Raw genomic sequence first — 16934 nt, 5'->3', positions numbered from 1 at the left:
ATGCAAACTATGTATTGATTTTTTTCTTTATTCTATCCTACTTGTTTAAAATTAGAAAGATAAATTTAAAAAGAATCTTGATTTTGAGGTAAATGTGAGCATATTTCGGCCTTTTAGTGAACACTCGTTTTTTATTGAATACAATTTAGTACTTTGAAAAAAAGTAAAGGATTTTGCATATTAAAAAGCAAAATCCTTTATCGTAATTGATTGTATTTTATTATAGTTGCTAAATAAACCGTTGATGAGCTCTGTCGATGACTTTCGAGATATCTACCGACTCACTGGTTTCACCTGTATCCTTTTTTGAAGACCTCAAATGTGCCAAGAATTCGATGTTTCCTTCTCCACCTGTAATAGGCGAAAAATCCAATCCCAATACATCGTATCCTTCTTGAACTGCAAAATTTAAAATACTGTCTAAAACTTTTTTATGAATGTTTCTATCCTTGACAATTCCTTTAGGTCCGATTTCATCTCTGTCTGCTTCGAATTGAGGCTTGATTAACGCAAAAACATCTCCGTTTTCTTTTAGGATCTGTTTTAAAACCGGCAAAATCAGCTTCAGTGAAATAAAAGACACATCAATAGAAGCAATAGATGGTTTACCATGCGTAAAATCTTCCGGTTTACTGTAGCGAAAATTCGTTTGCTCCATAACGATTACTCTAGGATCTTGGCGTAATTTCCAGGCTAACTGATTGGTTCCAACATCCAAAGCATAACTTAACTGAGCTCCGTGTTGTAAAGCTGCATCTGTAAAGCCGCCTGTAGAAGATCCGATATCCAATAAGATTTTATTTTTTATGTCTACATCAAATAAATGGATAGCCTTTTCTAATTTATAACCGCCGCGACTAACATAGGGAGAAGATTTACCTTTAATTCTGAACATCGTTTCTAAAGAAAATAATTCTCCAGCGTGATCCACGCGTTCATTTTTATCGGTAATGACTTTTCCAGTCATGATAATTCGTTGAGCTTTGTCTATCGACTCAGCAAAACCTTGCTGCACCAACAACTTGTCTGCGCGTTCTTTTTTCATTTTTTCACCTGATCATCTGTGATTCTTAATAACGTTACCATATCTTTCAATAAACTCATATCGATGTGCTTGTTTTCAGGCTGGTATTCTTTTTCGATTTGAGAGGCAACAGCTGACGCCTCATCCAATTCTTTTTCTAACGCATTTTTAGCGCCCTCTAATGTCAATAGGTTAGGATAGGTACTCTTACTGTGCTGTTCATCTTGTCCGGTATTTTTCCCTAGTTCTTTTGCATCTCCGATAACATCCAAAATATCATCTTTGATTTGGAAAGCTAGACCAAAACATTCAGCAAATCGAATCAATTGCTGTTGTACATGCTCTGGTGCTTCGGCTAAAACACTTCCTGCATAAACGGCAAATTTGATCAACTCACCGGTTTTTTTGTCATGAACTTGTTTCAAAGCTTCTAAAGATAAAGATTGATTTTCGCCTTCAATATCTTCGATTTGACCTTCTACCATCCCATTCGCACCTGCAGCTTTTGCCAAAGCAATTATTAATGCTGCTTTTTGCTCAAGAGATATCTCGCTTCTTCCAACGATTTCAAACGCTTGAGTCAGAAGTGCGTCTCCTGCCAAAATGGCTACTGCTTCGCCATAGACGATATGATTAGTAGGCTTCCCGCGTCTTAATTCATCGTTGTCCATAGTTGGAAGATCGTCATGAATCAGTGAGTAAGTATGCACATATTCTAAAGCAGCTGCTGTATCATAACCCTTTTCTACTTCTCCGCCTAATGATTTGATTACAGCTAAAACAAGCAAAGGACGGATTCTTTTTCCTCCAGCTGATAACGAATAGTTCATCGCTTGATATAAGGTTCCTTTTGTATCTTGTGTTTTGTCTAACCACTCCAGCATTTTTTTTTCTACTTTAGGGAGTTCTTCTTTTCTAAATAAACTAAATTCCATAAGAGTTTCTCCTTTTCTTAGTTCGCATCTAACTCTTGATCGAATATAGTTTCTTCGCCGTTCTCATTAACAATCTTCGTCAAAGTCGTTTCTGCATTTTCTAATTTATCTTTACATAACTTGCTCAAAGCTACACCTTTTTGAAATTGGTTCAAGGCTTCTTCTAAAGGGACATCCCCTTGTTCTAATTGAGCCACGATTTGTTCCAATTGTTGCATAGCTTCTTCAAATTTCAAATTTTCTATTTCAGTTGCTGCATCTTTTTTAGCCATGTGTATCCTCCGTTTTTTCCGTAACTTTTGCGGTTAATTTTCCATCTGAGAGATGAATATCAATTGTGTCTCCCTCATTTACATCATTTGTTGATTTGATGATCGTTTCACCTTTTAACGCGTAACTGTATCCACGGTGCATGATCTTCAATGGACTTAAATAGTCCAAAGATTGGATACCATAGTCTAAGCGCTGTTGTTGAGCTTCCATATATCGATTGACTTGTACAGTTAGTTGAGCACTTAATTGATTCAAATTGTCTTCTTTCTGCCGAACTAGATGGAGTGGGTTTTGACTTTGCAACTGCATCTTGTAGACTCGTAGATCTTGTTGGTACGAAGTGATTTTCTCTGACATTTCGCGCTCTAACCGCTCAGTCAGCAAATCCAGATTTTGCGTATATCCTTCGTACAAACGTTGAGGTTGTCTGAACACATATGAATTTAAACTGTGTTTCAAACGTTCTTCAGCACGTTCGACTTTTCTTTGGTAACTTTTTAGTAAACGCAAATATACTTGGTCGATTTTCAAGATTTCTTCTGTCAGTTGCGGAACCGCCAACTCAGCCGCAGCTGTAGGCGTGGCTGCTCGAACATCGGCTACTAAGTCGGCAATCGTAATATCTGTTTCATGACCGACAGAAGAAATGACGGGTGTTTGAGCTGCGAAAATTGCCCGAGCTACTTTTTCTTCATTAAATGGCCAAAGATCTTCTATTGACCCCCCACCCCTGGCGATGATCAAAGTATCAAAATCGCCTTTTTCTTCTACTTGACGAATACTTTCTACTATAGTGTTCGCAGCTTGTTTGCCTTGTACTTTAGTAGGAAACAAGACTAATTCAGCAATCGGAAATCTTCTTTTAACGGTCGTCATAATGTCTCTTATGACTGCTCCGCTAGGACTTGTAACGACAGCTATCCTTTTTGGAAACGTCGGCAACAATTTCTTTGGTGCATCAAATAGCCCTTCGTTTTTCAACTTTTTCTTCATTTCTTCTAAAGCTTGGTATAAAGCTCCAACACCATCCGGCTCCATATGTTCGATATAAATTTGATATTTCCCTTGGTCTGAGTATACCGAAACACGCCCTATAACTAAGACTTTCATTCCTTCTTCTGGAGTGAACTTCAATCGTTGATAAGCGGATTTAAACATCGTTGCAGAAATGACTGCATTGTTATCCTTTAGACTGAAGTATTGGTGTCCTGGTCTGTTGCGGAAATTAGATATCTCTCCCGTCAAATAGACTCTTTCTAGATATGGATCTACATCAAATTTTCTTTTGATATATTTGGTTAGTGTGGAGACTGTTAAATACTCATTTGACATGCATACACTCCTATAACTAATTTAACAGCTCTTTGGCGCTCTCTATCGTTTGATACATCAGCATTGTTATTGTCATTGGACCTACCCCTTTTGGAACAGGCGTAAGGTAACCCGCAATTTCTTGCACTTCATCACTCTTTACATCGCCGATCAATTTCCCGTTTTCATCTCTGTTCATTCCAACATCTATAACTACTGCTCCTGGCTTCACAAAATCTTTCGTGATCATATGTCCTCGCCCAATAGCAACGATCAATATATCAGCCTCTTTGGCTACGGCGGCCAGATTTTTGGTTTTGGAATGAGCGATGGTAACAGTCGCATTTTTCATCAATAAAAGCTGTGCCATAGGCTTTCCAACAATATTGCTTCTGCCAATCACGACAGCATTCTTTCCTTCAATGTCGATCTCATAACGCTGAAGCAACTTCATGATTCCGTATGGTGTACAAGGAATTCGGTCAGGCTGACCAATAACTAATTTCCCCATGTTGATTGGATGAAAACCATCTACATCTTTTTCTGGACGAATAGCATTCAAGATTTTAGTAGAATCAATATGTTTCGGCAACGGTAATTGGACCAGTATTCCATGAAAATGATCATCTTTATTTAAACGATCGATCACTCGCAATAATTCCATTTCAGTGATTTTGTCAGGATACTTTTCCACCACAGAATGGATGCCCAACGTCTTTGCTCTTTTTTCTTTATTTTTCACATATGTTTGACTAGCAGAATCTTCTCCTACTAATACAACTGCTAATCCAGGGATAACATTCTTTTCTTTTAATTTGATGACGTCAATTTTCATTTCTTCATTCAGTTCATCTGACAATAGTTTCCCGCTCATTATCGTTGCTACCATTTCTATCACCTCATGTTCAAATTATCTATCTATAGTCTACCATAGTCTGTCTAGGATTTTTCTTATAAACATCATTTATTTAAGGTTCAAAGTCCTGAATTGTTCAGTCAAGAAGCAATGAAAGATAGCTTGAAATCATTTGATACAGCTTGAGAGATGCTTTTGAATTTTCCCCTAAAACGGACTTTTTTACGTCTGAACAAGATCAAACTATTTGAACGTCTTTTTGTGCCCAATCTTTTATAGACTCATCCACTACTAAGCGAGCCCTCAGCATGATAGCACGAGCACTATTCACATACTGAGTTCCTTTGATCAGTTGACCGTGCACATAAAAACCTTTCAACTGACCATAGCGAGGACTGATCACTTCTGCATTTGGCCAGCTTACTTGTATCCCACCAAAATTTGAACTTTGGATAATTTCCTCATCAATCAGCTGATTGATCAACTCCTTTTGATATAAGCTTGGTTTCATAGCTAAATCATGTCCTGTTGCATTGATAAGATAGTCTACTTGGATCACTTTTGCATTCTTTAAAAGCATGTTAAAACCCGACTTTGTAACTTCAACATTCTGTAAACCAGTCACAACATCCACTTCTCCACTATCCCACCATGCCAATAAAGACTGAAGAGACTCTTTAGGCATGGGAGTTCGGAAATGATTAAACTGGGATTCGTAAAGAGAAAAGAATATTTTTTTGTCTTCAACGGTTAAAGCTTGAAGAAATTCTGCTAAGTAAGGGTCGAATTTGTAAATAATCGTTTGCAATGCACTTAACTGATTCCCTTTTAAAAGCTGAGCTTTTAGTTGATCTTTCGTTCCTTTTCCATACAACATCTGCAACTCTTTAACATCTATTTCATTACTAAAGCATTCTAAATAAAACCATTCTTTTATCGTTTCTAACGGGACATGACCGTTATATTCTTTTTTTGCACGATTCAAATTTTCCATAGTCAAATAGTGCAAAGTCAATTCACTTTCCAACTCTCGGTATAAAGAAAATCTACCCGTTCGAGAAAAAAATTGGATCTTGTACTCTTTATTTCGAGATTTTAAAAACCTCATTATATCAATACTTGTCAGACCTGTTCCAATGATTCCGACACGAGCTCTAGAAGGAATCACTGATAGAGACTCTTGTAAGGGATAAGGGTGGTAATAATAATTATTTTCACCAATCAACTGGTAAGGATCTTGGTACGGCAAATGTCCTGTACACAAATGTACTATGTCGTATCTCTCTGATGTAGATGCCGTTTTAATGATATAGTTCCCATTCTTTTCTACTCTTACAGTGAGTACATACTCATAGATGATAGTAGGTTTGATCGCTTTTACAGCTTTCTTTAAATGTTCTTTGAGGTATTCTCCATACCAAGATCGAGGAAAATTTTCTTTAGCTCCATCAGCTATTCCTTTTTCCCTGTTAAGCCAGTTGACAAAATCAAGAGCATCTTCTGGAATCAAACTCATGGTGTCTGCTGTTTGATTGATCAATAACTGTTCATCATCATGTTGAAAAGGCAAGCCGGTCCCAAATGTCTTTTGCTGATCGTAAATCACTACTTCACAGTCTACATAATAAGAGTTCTTGAGCAGTGCATTCAGTACACTTACTCCAGCTACCCCTGCTCCTATAATCGCTATTTTCCTCATACACCTAGTTCTTCCTATTCTTTTACATACACTATTTTTTTCATCTTTCAGTGTAACATTGTGCTTTTATTTTTTTAAGCTTTCTTTTAGTTGCATTTTCAAAAAATAAAAAAAAGAGGACTAATCCTCTTTTTTCTCTTCGATCATATTAGATAAAATACCATTGACGAATTTGCTGGATTTTTCATCGCTGTAACGTTTGATAATTTCCAAGGCTTCGTTCAATGCTACTTTATTAGGTACCTCTTCTACAAAAAGCATTTCATATACAGCAATTCGCATTACTAAAAGATCTGTTTTTGCCAGACGATTGATAGACCAGTTTTTCAAATGACTGTTGATTTTGCTGTCAATCACTTGTTGCTGTTCAATAACGCCTGATACCAATTCATTCAGGTACGAGGGAATCTCAATATCTTCAAGCTCTTCCTTGTCTTCGGAATTGTTGGCTAATGCTTTTTGCATAGCTACTTCTTTAGACAAATCTTCATTCGCAGACAATTGAAAAAGTGATTGCAGCGCTTTTTCTCTTATATCTCGTCTTGTAAGACTCACTCTTCTTCACCGTCTTCATCCATTATATTTAACAAGTCGCTGATAGCTGACTTTTCAGGTACGATACCCACAATATGAATATTCACTTCGTTCAATTCAATATCTGTCATTTGCAGTAATTGATCTCGTACTTTGCTTTGAATCTCTAGTGCTACAGATGGGACTGAGACTCCATATTTGAAGTAACAGTAAATGTCTACTTTCAAACCTTCTTCATCTTGTGTCAAGTGTACCCCTTTTTTGTGGTTCACACGACCAAATAATTCGGTTACGCCTGAAGCTAATTTGCCTTGCATAGCGTAAACGCCATCAACTTCGTTGGCTGCAATACCAGAAATCACTTCAATAACTTCTGGAGCTACTTCTATCTCTCCAAGTGATCCTTTAGTATCATTTACAGCATATGTTGAATCTTGAGCCATAAAAACCCTCCTCCTTTTCTTCTATCACGATAATAAATCTTAGTTGAGCAGTATGGAATGCTTAAGCTCTAGAAACGTATGATCCATCTTGTGTATTGACGATCAACACATCATCCACATTGACAAAGAACGGTACGTTAACAGATGTTCCTGTTTCTAATACAGCTGGTTTTGTTCCGCCTGAAGAAGTATCTCCACGGATACCAGGTTCTGTTTCAACAACTTTTAATTCTACTGTATTAGGAAGCTCTACTCCCAATGTCTCTGAGCCAAACATGATGACGTGAACTTCCATATTTTCTTTCAAGTATTTTAGTTCGTCTGTAATAGAATCACCTGGTAATTCTATTTGCTCGTAATTTTCGGTATCCATGAATACGTATGAGCCGGAATTTTCATACAAATATTGCATGCGGCGGTTATCGATTTGTGCTTTTCCTACTTTTTCTCCCGCACGGAAAGTTTTTTCTTGCATTGCACCAGTACGTAAGTTTTTTAGCTTAGAGCGGACAAATGCTGCACCTTTTCCTGGTTTAACATGTTGGAAATCCACGACACGCCAAAGACCTCCGTCTACTTCAATGGTTAAACCCGTTTTAAAATCATTTACTGAAATCATTTAATTTCCTCCTACAATCCTTTATCATTCTTCTCCAGTTTACCATGTTTTAAGCGTTCTGACTATTAATAATCCTAATAGGATTAAAGAATAATCAACTCTTTAGGAGAATGTACAAGGACTTCGTTTCCAGTTTCAGTAATCACTAAATCATCTTCAATTCGAACCCCACCTAAGTCTGGGAAATAAAGACCAGGTTCATTCGTGATAACATTTCCTGGTACAAAAGCTTTTTCAGCTAGACGAGAAACATTTGGGCCTTCATGGATCTCAAGACCAATTCCATGTCCTGTAGAGTGACCAAACGCATCTGCAAACCCATATTTTGCAAAATAGTTACGAGCAACAGCGTCTAGTTCAACACCTGTAATTCCAGGTTTAGCCGCTTCATTGACCATCAACTGAGCATCTAAAACCAACTGATGAATGTCTTTCAATTTTTGACCTGGATCTCCAATGGCAAATGTACGTGTCATATCTGAAACATATCCTTGGTAGTAACAGCCAAAATCTAACGTGATCATGTCTCCCATTTCAATTCGTTTTTCGCTGGCTACTCCATGCGGCATAGCAGAACGAACTCCGCTAGCTACAATCGTATCAAATGAGACTCCTGTTGCGCCTAAGCTGCGCATATGAAAATCTAGCTTATTTGCTACTTCAATTTCCGTCAAACCTGTTTTTATTTCTCCAAGAATAAATTTAAATGCTGAATCAGCAATCTCACAAGCTTTTCTGATTGTTGCAATTTCATTTTCATCTTTTACTTCACGCAATTCTTCTACTAATCCAGCGACCGGGACCAGTTCACATGGAATAATTTCTTTTAATAATTCATAGATATTGAAAGTAATAAAATTTTCTTCAAATCCTAATTGGTCAATTGAATCTTTTGTTACGATTCTAGAAACTTCATCATAAATTGAACCAAAATTTTGAACAATTTCAAAATCAATCGCTTGAGTACTTGCTTGTTGAGTATATCTAAAGTCAGTTACAAAATAGGCCTTATTCAAAGTAATTACTGCTAGCCCTGTTGTTCCTGTAAAGTTAGAAACATAACGCAAATTGTAAGGACTAGTAATCAATAATGCGTCTAATCCTTTATTTCTCATTTCAGTTCGTAATCTATCTAATCGTGTCATTCCACTTCACTCCTTAATTTTACATCTACTTACAGTATACACCACTTGTATCGTCTTAAAAACCAATACTATGGCTAAAGTAAGACAAGCAAAAAAATAACTGCCTCTTAAAGAAAGAGACAATTATTTCTGGTTTCTATTTTTCACTCTAAACATTCAACTTGCCGCGCAGTTTCTATTTGTTTCTTATGGTAAATTTGAATTTTCTTCAGTTTCACCTGTTTTGCTTTCTAAAGTTGGGATAATCATCTGTTTGTCTAAAGAAAATTGATTAGTCGTCACTGCTTTCAATTGATAATGCGTCGAATCTAGTTTTGTAATATAGACTTTTCCGTTGTTAAATGTAACCGTGCCTGTTTGAAGCATTTCTGTATCCATTGAGCTGAACAGCAATTCTCTTTCTGTATAAGACAACATACTTTTAGCTTCGTAAGCTTCTGTTGTTGCGAGCAGTTGATACATTTGATTTCGATAAACTTGAACACTTCCCAACATGACTACAATTAATAAAAACACAAAGACAATTATAGAAGGCAATATTGCTCCTTTTTCATTCATCATTAGTCCCCTTTATATGATCAGTAAGATCAATTTGAGATTGGTATGATTCTCCATTTATGAATTCTACTTTGATCGTTAAAAATGACTGGTCTAAATGAAAATAAACCTCTTTCAATTTCATCAACATAGGCTGGTATCCTTCATTACCCACTTTTCGAAGAAGTTTTTGGAGTCTTCTTTCATAGGACACTATTTCTACTCCGTCAGTTTTTGGAACCGGCCGGTTAAAAGTGATTTTCTCACTTTGTACTTCTTTTAATTGGCTTTCTTTTAAATCAAATTCAAATTGATTTAAAAATAAGTGCCATTCTAATTGCCTATCTGATAATTGTGCATCTTGGATAGAACTCAATTGTTTAGCAGCTACAGAAAATAAAGACAAACAAAGCGTAAAAATAAATAAAGCGGCTACAGCTTCAATAAGTGTGAATCCTTTAGGGTTTAGAGGACACAATGTTGAAGTTTTCCAATTGCAGAGTCCATACTTGTTCTTCTTCATAGACCCATATTCCTTTTCGGCCACTAACTGTTTTTTCGCTAATGTTATATATCTTGCCATTTGTTTTCCATTCCTCATCCATTGTCTCTTCCACTACTGATTTTTGAATTTGCTCACAACCGATTCTAGCCATTTCCAACTCATTCCTAGCTAAATGAAGAGTGGTTAGCAGATTGACCAGCATAGGTAAGTAAATCATCAAGCACGTTGTGATCAATACCCAAGACAAGACCGCTTCGAAAAGCAAGAAGCCTTTTTCGTTCATCCTGTTATTCCCATTCATAACGGCCACTTCCCATTTGGAACTTGAATACAGCTCTTTTTCCGTCAATAACAAAAGACATAGAATCTAGGTTTCTGATATTGCCGCTTCCTCCGAGAAAGTGAAAGACTTTTGTTGTACTCAGAGCTGAGACAGAAGCAGGGAAAATCAATGTATGATTAAAAGAGTGCTCCGGACTATTTAACAAACTAAATTGTATTTTTTTGTTTTGACGAGACAATTCCATCTTTGTCATTTTACCTGACAGTACAGCATAATTTTGTGTAGCTGTAATACTGCTTTCCAATTGGTGTTTGAAAAGTTCCCCTTCTGTTGCAGAAATTACTTTTCTAGAAAGTAAAGGTGGGATCAAGAGTAAGCTGGCAGCAATTGCTAAAGCCAACAAGCTTTCCAGTAATAAAAAACCTTTTTGATTGTTGAGCATAACCTCTACCTCCACCTATTTGCCTTTTAATGCCACTTGTCCATTAGTGACTGTTAAAATAGATTTGGCTTGTTCGAATTGATTTTCACTTAAATATTTGTCTTCGTGTAGAGAACTGAACGTATTTTCATTTGTCAATCCAGCTTCTCCTTCATTCATCGTGTACAGATCCAATTGCGTTTGGACTACTGTAACAAACGCTTCATTCCCTTTTGTATCAATCGATTCTTTATTTTTGGAAATATTAGGAATAATCAGCAGCATGATCACTGAAATAACAAAAAGAACAATGATCATTTCAATTAATGTGAACCCTTTATCAGATAATTTTGGGACTTTTTTCAAAACGTTTCCCCCTCAAATAAACTATACATAGGCAACAACAAAGCTAAGTAAACACATAAAATAATGAGCGCTATCAAAACAAACATGATTGGTTGAATATATGATAGATTCTTTTCTATTTTTTCAGTCAATTGCTGCTTGCAATCCTCTGAATAAACTGCTAATTCGCTACCTAATTGACTGGTAGCTTCTCCATGGAGGACGATCAACCCTAACTCTTCATTAAAAAAAGTGAATTCCTCCATTGATTGTTTAAAATTCTTTCCTTCCATCAAAGATTTCTCTATTCCCGATGCTACTTCTTGCATTAATTTTGTGGCCGAATTCGTCTGCATCAACTGAATCATCTCATTCAATTGCAAGCCGCTTTTAAATAATTGACTCCATTCATAACTAAAATAGCTTGTATAATATAATCGCATCATCCTTCCAAAATAAGGAATTGTTGTTAATGTGACTGCTTTTTTTATGGCAGATTGCTGATTAAGACGGTAGTAAAAAAAGCTTCCTATACTCCCAAGAAACAATACACAGAAAACTAGCAAATATGGGAAATATTGGACAAAAGATACGGCTAAAAACGTAATCACGGAGTTGTTTTTAGTATCTCCTATGCCTAACGATAATAAATTTGGCAGCAAGATCATTCGAATAGCCAACACGACTCCAGACATGAATCCTAATAAAAGAATAGGATACTGCAACAACTTAGAAAGCTGTCTTTCCTGTCGACTTTTTTCGCTCAGATATTTTCCGCTAGACTGTAGAGCTTCTGCAAAACGGCCGTGGATCAATGACAAATATATCTGTGCGGTAATACGTTCTGGAAACCCTACTTTTTTCAGCATCTCATCAAATCTTTTCCCGCCTTCCAGACCTGTTACAATAGTTCTTATCCACTCTTTTTCTTTTGGCATGATCGTTGCTAAAAATTGCAGCGCTTCTTTTAAAACAAATCCTTCTGCAGTCAATTTTGACAATTTCAATAAAAAAGAAGCTTGAACATTGTCTCGTTTGGCTTTATGGAATTTGGTATTTTTGACAATTTCCTTCGCTGATATATCCATATGAAGTCGCCTTTCTCAACAAACTATTAAATGTACGATTCAACGGGTAAGTTTCTTTATGACGTCCAACTTGCTCTAATTGCTCTTTGGATAAAACTTCATATAAGGCAGCTCTTTTGTCTGCAATGTCATAGTGTGGGCAAGATAAGTGGCAATCCCCTTGGCACAGCGGACAGAATCGCGGAATCAGTTTTTGATAAATGATTCCTAATAAAGACTGATGCAGCTGTTCTTTGGAGACTCCCAGTTCCTCAAGTCTAGAAAGGACGCCTAACGTGTTTTTAGCGTGTATGCTCGCCATGATCAAATGTCCAGTCAATGCTCCACGTATCGCCATTTTGGCTGTTTCTTCATCTCTGATTTCCCCAATGATCAATACATCTGGATGATGGCGTAAACTTGAACGCAGCAAAGTCGAATAGGAGATGCCAGCTTTTTCATTTACTTGGCATTGTAAAAAACTGGGTTCTTCTATTTCGACCGGATCTTCGACGGTGATAACTTGTATTTTTGACTAAAGAAGTACACAGAAGATAAAAGTTGATTTATAAGCGTTTGTTAAAAATAATTTGGATAACTAAAGATGAGAGATGATAAAAAGGGGCGCGTTCTGCCCCTTTTTTGCCCCTTTTATAAACTTAAAAATGAATATCTGTTTTTATGCGTATATTAAAAATAAAAAGGGAAGTTAGCAATGGATGAATTAATTTACGAGATTACCTCAGAAGATTCTTGTATTAAATTAGAGAGAAAAATGCATCTTTATTGTTTGTATGTATTTATGGATGAAAGTTTTTATTTTTATTATGATCAGTGTTTAACCACAACACTAGATAAAATGACGGTTTGGTTAAATCGTTTCCCCTTTTAAACTAAAAAAGCCCCTACCGATTATGGTAGAGGCTTTTGTTTTACTTATTCACTTTCTTATCCAACACTTTTTTAGTTGCTGGACCATAATCTCCATCAGCTTTAAGACCATTGACTGATTGGAACCTCTTAACTGCATCGGCAGTCTTAGTACCGTAGTAACCATCTATTCCATTATTCTTCGCACCTTTTTCAGGATAGAAGTAAATGCTTGCTAACGCTTCTTGAACCTGTCTGACGCCTGTACCGCTGAACTGTGGTTTCTTAACCCAATAAGTTGCATCTGGCAACGGGTACTTTTTAGCTGCAGGTTTAGCTGGTACTGCTTTTTTAGGATAGATACCATTTTTCTTCACTGATTTTAGTAATTGTTCGTTTTGAGCAGCAGTTCCGGTATAGTTTTTAATAGTGTGCAATTCAGCGATTTTTTTTCGATTCTTAAATGAGCTATCTTCTTTTTTTAGATCCAAATAGTCAACGATTGATTCCGGATTTTTAGCAACTGGTTTAGCTGCAGGTTTCGGAGCTGGTTTGCTCACTCCAGGAGTTGTCGCTTTAGAAATCTTTGAAACTAATCTAGGACGACTACCGGATCTTAATTGTGCAGTGGACAAACCACCAGTCATTTCTAAATGAGGATAGTCTGGAAATGACTTCCAATCTCCTCCCCAGCTGAAGCCTAAACTTTTTGCGATATTAGCTACTTCAATCCAGTCAGCTACCTGGTTAGCGTTCATGTCTTTTCTAATGTCCCAGTGTGCTATTTTGCCTTCTTTGTCCGTCAAGAAGTAATCAACCGCTAAACCGAAATTATGATTTGAATAACCACCACGCGCATTGGTCACTACGCTACCTGGTTTAGTTCTTCCTTTTGCGTACAGTGCATTCTGTTCTGCGTATGATCTGAAACCTGCAGATAATTGTACATAGATCCCTTTTTCATAGGCACGTCGAATGACTTCCAAAGCTGACTCTTTCACCACTGAATTCATTCCTGAACCCATATTTTTTGTTGACCGATCTAATAGTGTTTGCAACTCTACTACTGCCATGATTATTTTCCTCCTTTTTTAGGTGCGCTATAAGTTAAAGCTTGTTGACTGTCTGACAAACCAGTCGTCGTTGGATCAACTACTGCGTTATAGACTGAGACAGCTACCATCACCAAAACGTAAGGGTTAGATATAGCATCGACCATTAAGTCCAATAAAATAGCCCAAGACGTGATGTCCTGAGCTGTGATACCTGCATAAGTTAGTATTGGGATAAAGATGGCCACAATCAATTGAGCAATAAATTGCGGGTTTTTAAATCTGATTTTCCAGTTAATCTTCATGTTGTTTTCTCTCCTTTTTCCAGTCTTCCAATACAGAAATTCTGGTCTCGTGGTTGTATAAAAAAGTATTGTGCTTATTCATTTTTTCGTTCAGTTGCAATCTATCTCTAGCGCTTTCAGCTAAATTACTATTCAAAAGTTCTATTGATTTAGTCAATGGTTCCACCGTCTGTTTCAAAACTTCTGAATTCTCCCTTTGAATAATCTCTGCTATTTTTTTATCAGGATCGGACACCAACTTTTTATAAATCCAAATCAGTGCACTACCAATTATGATGATTCCTGAAATAATCGTAGCTGTCTCGGTAATGTATTTTAACCACTCCAATTTCTCACTCTCCTTTTTTCAATATAAAAAGGCAGCCGATTTCTCGACTACCTTTGTCACTATTATCTTCTTAAATCTTGTATCAAAACCTTGTTCGTTTTATATTTTTTACCATTAATATCTGTTACATAAAACCTAACTTTTTTATTTAGAATACTAGTCATAATTTCTTCTTCTACTACTATCTTTACAATGTTATTGCTTGAAAATTCATACGGCAACCCACGTCCCACAGTCTTATTTTCAGTATTCAAGACTCGAAAATAATCTTCACCATTTAGTTGGATAGTTTTCTTCCTAAAGTAATGATAATATCCAACACTTATAATAGTAAATGTACTCAAATTTTCTTTAGTTAAAATTATTTGATAAAATCTCCTCATTTTTTTCCCAATTGATAGTTGTGCATTCATTTTAGGTTTTGAATCTCTAGACGCTAAAACCAACGAGACCATCACCGCTCCTACTGTACCCACCCCACTTAACATATCCCATATATTCCCTAAATCATAAGTTACATTATCAATAATAGTTACCACTCCCATTTTTTATAATAAGTATATCAATACTATTTAAAAAAATGGGAATTATTTAACGCGCAGTTTGGTTCTATATTAATAAACATATCTGATAGTGCTCGCTATCTTTTGCCCTAATAGTTGTCTCCCTATAGCATTTGGATGGGTACCGTCATTTGCAGGGAAGTAGAACGATTCATTCCATGCGTTTAATCCTAAACCGAAAAATGTATCGGCTATAGGAATAAAAAGTTCTTTCCCAACTATGTTTAAACCTTCAACATAACCGCTCATCAACAATCCACTTCCATTTTTCCAGTTCGTAGAGTTTTCTGTACGGTCGTTTGTGGATCTAAAAATAGGAGCAGTAACCAATATTTTTAAGTTAGGATAGGCTTGCAATAATTTTCTGATGCTGTATCTTAATGCGCCTAGGTACGAAGCTTTGTCGTATTTGTCACTCGAATTATCTAAAGGATTGCTATTCAACCAATCGTTAGTACCGTAGCTAATAACGACGCAATAAACTTGAGTCCAATCAACTGCTTTCAGTCTGGCCACAGTGTTCTTAAAAGCAGCTGGAACTCCTGTTGCATTCTCCTGTATTGACCAGTTTCCAGTGGCAATAGCCTCTGCAACAGCTGTCATACTAAATTTAGCATATTCCGCATTAGGATGCGGACACATCATACAGCCACCGAAGCCTCCATTTATTGTGGTAGAACCCAATTCATCCGCTACAACATCGGATATGCTTGGATTCGTAGCTTCAATGATGCTATCACCTAAATTGACAACAATTTTACCTGCGTATTTACCTTGTTTTTCTTTTTCAATAGTAGCTTTAATTTCTTCAGATAAATTTTCATCCTCTATAATTAAATCTTTTATATTGTATTTTCGATTTGTTTTTACAATAGTAGCAGTCGCTACCCCTTTTGGATAAGGGCTTCTATTAGGATCGTTAACTGGAAAGTAAAAATCTTTTATATTTCCAATTACATAAGCAGTGTCTGTTGGAAAAGCTAGTTCTGTAACGACATCAGGATTCAATTCTTGAGAACTTATGCGAATATTTGCGCTCGTGAAAAAGATCCATGATTGGACTCCGAAACTTTTCATCGTAGCAAAATCGCCTTTAGTTATTTTTCCAGTAGCCTTATATGTCATAGTCTGATCATTCGTGACAGGTTTCCCTGTTGATGGGTCATAGTATACTCCCAACGTCCCTAATACATCTGGGATTAAATTAACTGTCACATCTTTCTCATCCGACACTTCCATAAAAGTCGTCTTTAGTTCGGAGACAGTTTTATCGGCAATTTCAGCGGGTTCGTAAGGACCTATGCTGACCCATTTACGTTTGTTTACATCCCAGATGTATCTGTTACTATTCTCATTGACTAAAAAAGGACCTGTGTCTATACCATTGGGATAGGCAGTCGTTAATTCAAGATAAGTTGTAAAACTCCCCTTTATAGCCCCATTAGTCGTTTGTGAGATAAGAGTCTCTACATACGTCACATCGGCTTTTTTCTTTTCTGTTTGTGCCAACTGTCGGTTAGTTTCATTCTGTTCAGCATCAATTCTCGCTTTAGCGTTAGGATAAACAGTCCCATCTACTCCTATTCTTGCTGCTAATAATTCTGGAGCACTGATAACATCTTTTCCTGTGGTTTCATCTAGAACTACTTGGAATTGCTGTTCAACTTTTGACTGTCTAGTCTCATTTTCGACAACATCTTCAGACATACTTTCTAATCCACTAGAGATACTCTCTCGGACATCTCTCGCTTTTCTTTTTGATCGAATATATTCAGCTAATTGCTTAATTTTTGGATTAACGGCCAAAAAACTCACTCCT

22 protein-coding genes are annotated in these 16934 nt (G+C 36.6%); all 22 read right to left on the bottom strand.

The genetic code is table 11. The features are described from left to right. Window positions 1–229 precede the first annotated feature (229 nt). The 22 genes from ACE025_RS02300 to ACE025_RS02195 all read right to left on the bottom strand — a co-directional run bounded on the left by ACE025_RS02300 (window position 230) and on the right by ACE025_RS02195 (window position 16921). Complete coding sequence (locus ACE025_RS02300; RefSeq protein WP_485937058.1) at window positions 230–1045, bottom strand: TlyA family RNA methyltransferase; 816 nt, start codon at window positions 1043–1045, stop codon at window positions 230–232. Beyond that, window positions 1042–1959 carry a polyprenyl synthetase family protein gene (locus ACE025_RS02295; RefSeq protein WP_485937056.1) on the bottom strand — a complete coding sequence of 306 codons (918 nt, stop codon included), beginning with the start codon at window positions 1957–1959 and terminating at the stop codon, window positions 1042–1044. Before ACE025_RS02295 ends, ACE025_RS02300 begins: the two co-directional genes overlap by 4 nt. A 17-nt stretch (window positions 1960–1976) precedes the next feature. Then, window positions 1977–2231, bottom strand: a complete 255-nt coding sequence (locus ACE025_RS02290) for an exodeoxyribonuclease VII small subunit (RefSeq protein ID WP_188204386.1) — start codon at window positions 2229–2231, stop codon at window positions 1977–1979. After that, window positions 2224–3564 (bottom strand): exodeoxyribonuclease VII large subunit, encoded by a 1341-nt coding sequence (xseA, locus tag ACE025_RS02285; RefSeq protein WP_485937054.1) that lies wholly within the window; start codon window positions 3562–3564, stop codon window positions 2224–2226. Before xseA ends, ACE025_RS02290 begins: the two co-directional genes overlap by 8 nt. A gap of 16 nt (window positions 3565–3580) precedes the next feature. After that, complete coding sequence (locus ACE025_RS02280; protein WP_485937052.1) at window positions 3581–4432, bottom strand: bifunctional methylenetetrahydrofolate dehydrogenase/methenyltetrahydrofolate cyclohydrolase; 852 nt, start codon at window positions 4430–4432, stop codon at window positions 3581–3583. A 205-nt stretch (window positions 4433–4637) separates the two neighbouring features. Further along, complete coding sequence (locus tag ACE025_RS02275; protein WP_485937050.1) at window positions 4638–6098, bottom strand: FAD/NAD(P)-binding protein; 1461 nt, start codon at window positions 6096–6098, stop codon at window positions 4638–4640. Between the two features lie 120 nt (window positions 6099–6218). After that, window positions 6219–6653, bottom strand: a complete 435-nt coding sequence (nusB, locus tag ACE025_RS02270) for a transcription antitermination factor NusB (protein ID WP_485937048.1) — start codon at window positions 6651–6653, stop codon at window positions 6219–6221. After that, window positions 6650–7075 (bottom strand): Asp23/Gls24 family envelope stress response protein, encoded by a 426-nt coding sequence (locus ACE025_RS02265; protein WP_485937046.1) that lies wholly within the window; start codon window positions 7073–7075, stop codon window positions 6650–6652. The genes nusB and ACE025_RS02265 overlap by 4 nt, the downstream gene beginning before the upstream one ends. Window positions 7076–7136: 61 nt before the next feature. Next, on the bottom strand, window positions 7137–7694 hold the full coding sequence (efp, locus tag ACE025_RS02260; RefSeq protein ID WP_485937044.1) for an elongation factor P: 558 nt from the start codon (window positions 7692–7694) through the stop codon (window positions 7137–7139). Between the two features lie 83 nt (window positions 7695–7777). Then, window positions 7778–8839 carry a M24 family metallopeptidase gene (locus ACE025_RS02255; RefSeq protein ID WP_485937042.1) on the bottom strand — a complete coding sequence of 354 codons (1062 nt, stop codon included), beginning with the start codon at window positions 8837–8839 and terminating at the stop codon, window positions 7778–7780. Window positions 8840–9025: 186 nt separating this feature from the next. Next, window positions 9026–9397 (bottom strand): hypothetical protein, encoded by a 372-nt coding sequence (locus ACE025_RS02250; RefSeq protein WP_485937040.1) that lies wholly within the window; start codon window positions 9395–9397, stop codon window positions 9026–9028. Then, entirely contained in the window at window positions 9390–9899 is a 510-nt protein-coding gene (comGF, locus tag ACE025_RS02245; protein WP_485937038.1) for a competence type IV pilus minor pilin ComGF, read from the bottom strand. The genes ACE025_RS02250 and comGF overlap by 8 nt, the downstream gene beginning before the upstream one ends. Beyond that, entirely contained in the window at window positions 9835–10182 is a 348-nt protein-coding gene (locus ACE025_RS02240; protein ID WP_485937036.1) for a hypothetical protein, read from the bottom strand. The genes comGF and ACE025_RS02240 overlap by 65 nt, the downstream gene beginning before the upstream one ends. Beyond that, window positions 10169–10606 carry a competence type IV pilus minor pilin ComGD gene (gene comGD / locus ACE025_RS02235; protein ID WP_485937035.1) on the bottom strand — a complete coding sequence of 146 codons (438 nt, stop codon included), beginning with the start codon at window positions 10604–10606 and terminating at the stop codon, window positions 10169–10171. The genes ACE025_RS02240 and comGD overlap by 14 nt, the downstream gene beginning before the upstream one ends. A gap of 15 nt (window positions 10607–10621) precedes the next feature. Continuing rightward, entirely contained in the window at window positions 10622–10951 is a 330-nt protein-coding gene (gene comGC, locus ACE025_RS02230) for a competence type IV pilus major pilin ComGC (RefSeq protein WP_485937033.1), read from the bottom strand. Then, the gene (gene comGB, locus ACE025_RS02225) at window positions 10948–12018 is read right to left on the bottom strand and encodes a competence type IV pilus assembly protein ComGB (RefSeq protein WP_485937031.1); all 1071 of its coding nucleotides are present in this window, start codon (window positions 12016–12018) and stop codon (window positions 10948–10950) included. Before comGB ends, comGC begins: the two co-directional genes overlap by 4 nt. Then, window positions 11972–12517, bottom strand: coding sequence for an ATPase, T2SS/T4P/T4SS family (locus ACE025_RS02220; protein ID WP_485937193.1), 546 nt, complete (start codon window positions 12515–12517; stop codon window positions 11972–11974). Before ACE025_RS02220 ends, comGB begins: the two co-directional genes overlap by 47 nt. Window positions 12518–12929: 412 nt before the next feature. Beyond that, window positions 12930–13940, bottom strand: a complete 1011-nt coding sequence (locus ACE025_RS02215; RefSeq protein ID WP_485937029.1) for a peptidoglycan-binding protein — start codon at window positions 13938–13940, stop codon at window positions 12930–12932. 2 nt (window positions 13941–13942) lie between these two features. Continuing rightward, complete coding sequence (locus ACE025_RS02210) at window positions 13943–14224, bottom strand: phage holin (protein ID WP_485937027.1); 282 nt, start codon at window positions 14222–14224, stop codon at window positions 13943–13945. After that, the gene (locus tag ACE025_RS02205) at window positions 14214–14552 is read right to left on the bottom strand and encodes a hypothetical protein (RefSeq protein ID WP_485937025.1); all 339 of its coding nucleotides are present in this window, start codon (window positions 14550–14552) and stop codon (window positions 14214–14216) included. The genes ACE025_RS02210 and ACE025_RS02205 overlap by 11 nt, the downstream gene beginning before the upstream one ends. Before the next feature lie 62 nt (window positions 14553–14614). Next, on the bottom strand, window positions 14615–15097 hold the full coding sequence (locus ACE025_RS02200) for a hypothetical protein (RefSeq protein ID WP_485937023.1): 483 nt from the start codon (window positions 15095–15097) through the stop codon (window positions 14615–14617). A gap of 69 nt (window positions 15098–15166) precedes the next feature. After that, the gene (locus tag ACE025_RS02195) at window positions 15167–16921 is read right to left on the bottom strand and encodes an SGNH/GDSL hydrolase family protein (protein ID WP_485937021.1); all 1755 of its coding nucleotides are present in this window, start codon (window positions 16919–16921) and stop codon (window positions 15167–15169) included. Between the last annotated feature and the right edge of the window lie 13 nt (window positions 16922–16934).

The organism is Desemzia sp. AGC72 (genome assembly GCF_057334175.1).
The sequence above is the reverse complement of the archived record's forward strand: the minus strand, read 5'-3'. Positions and strand labels throughout refer to the sequence as shown.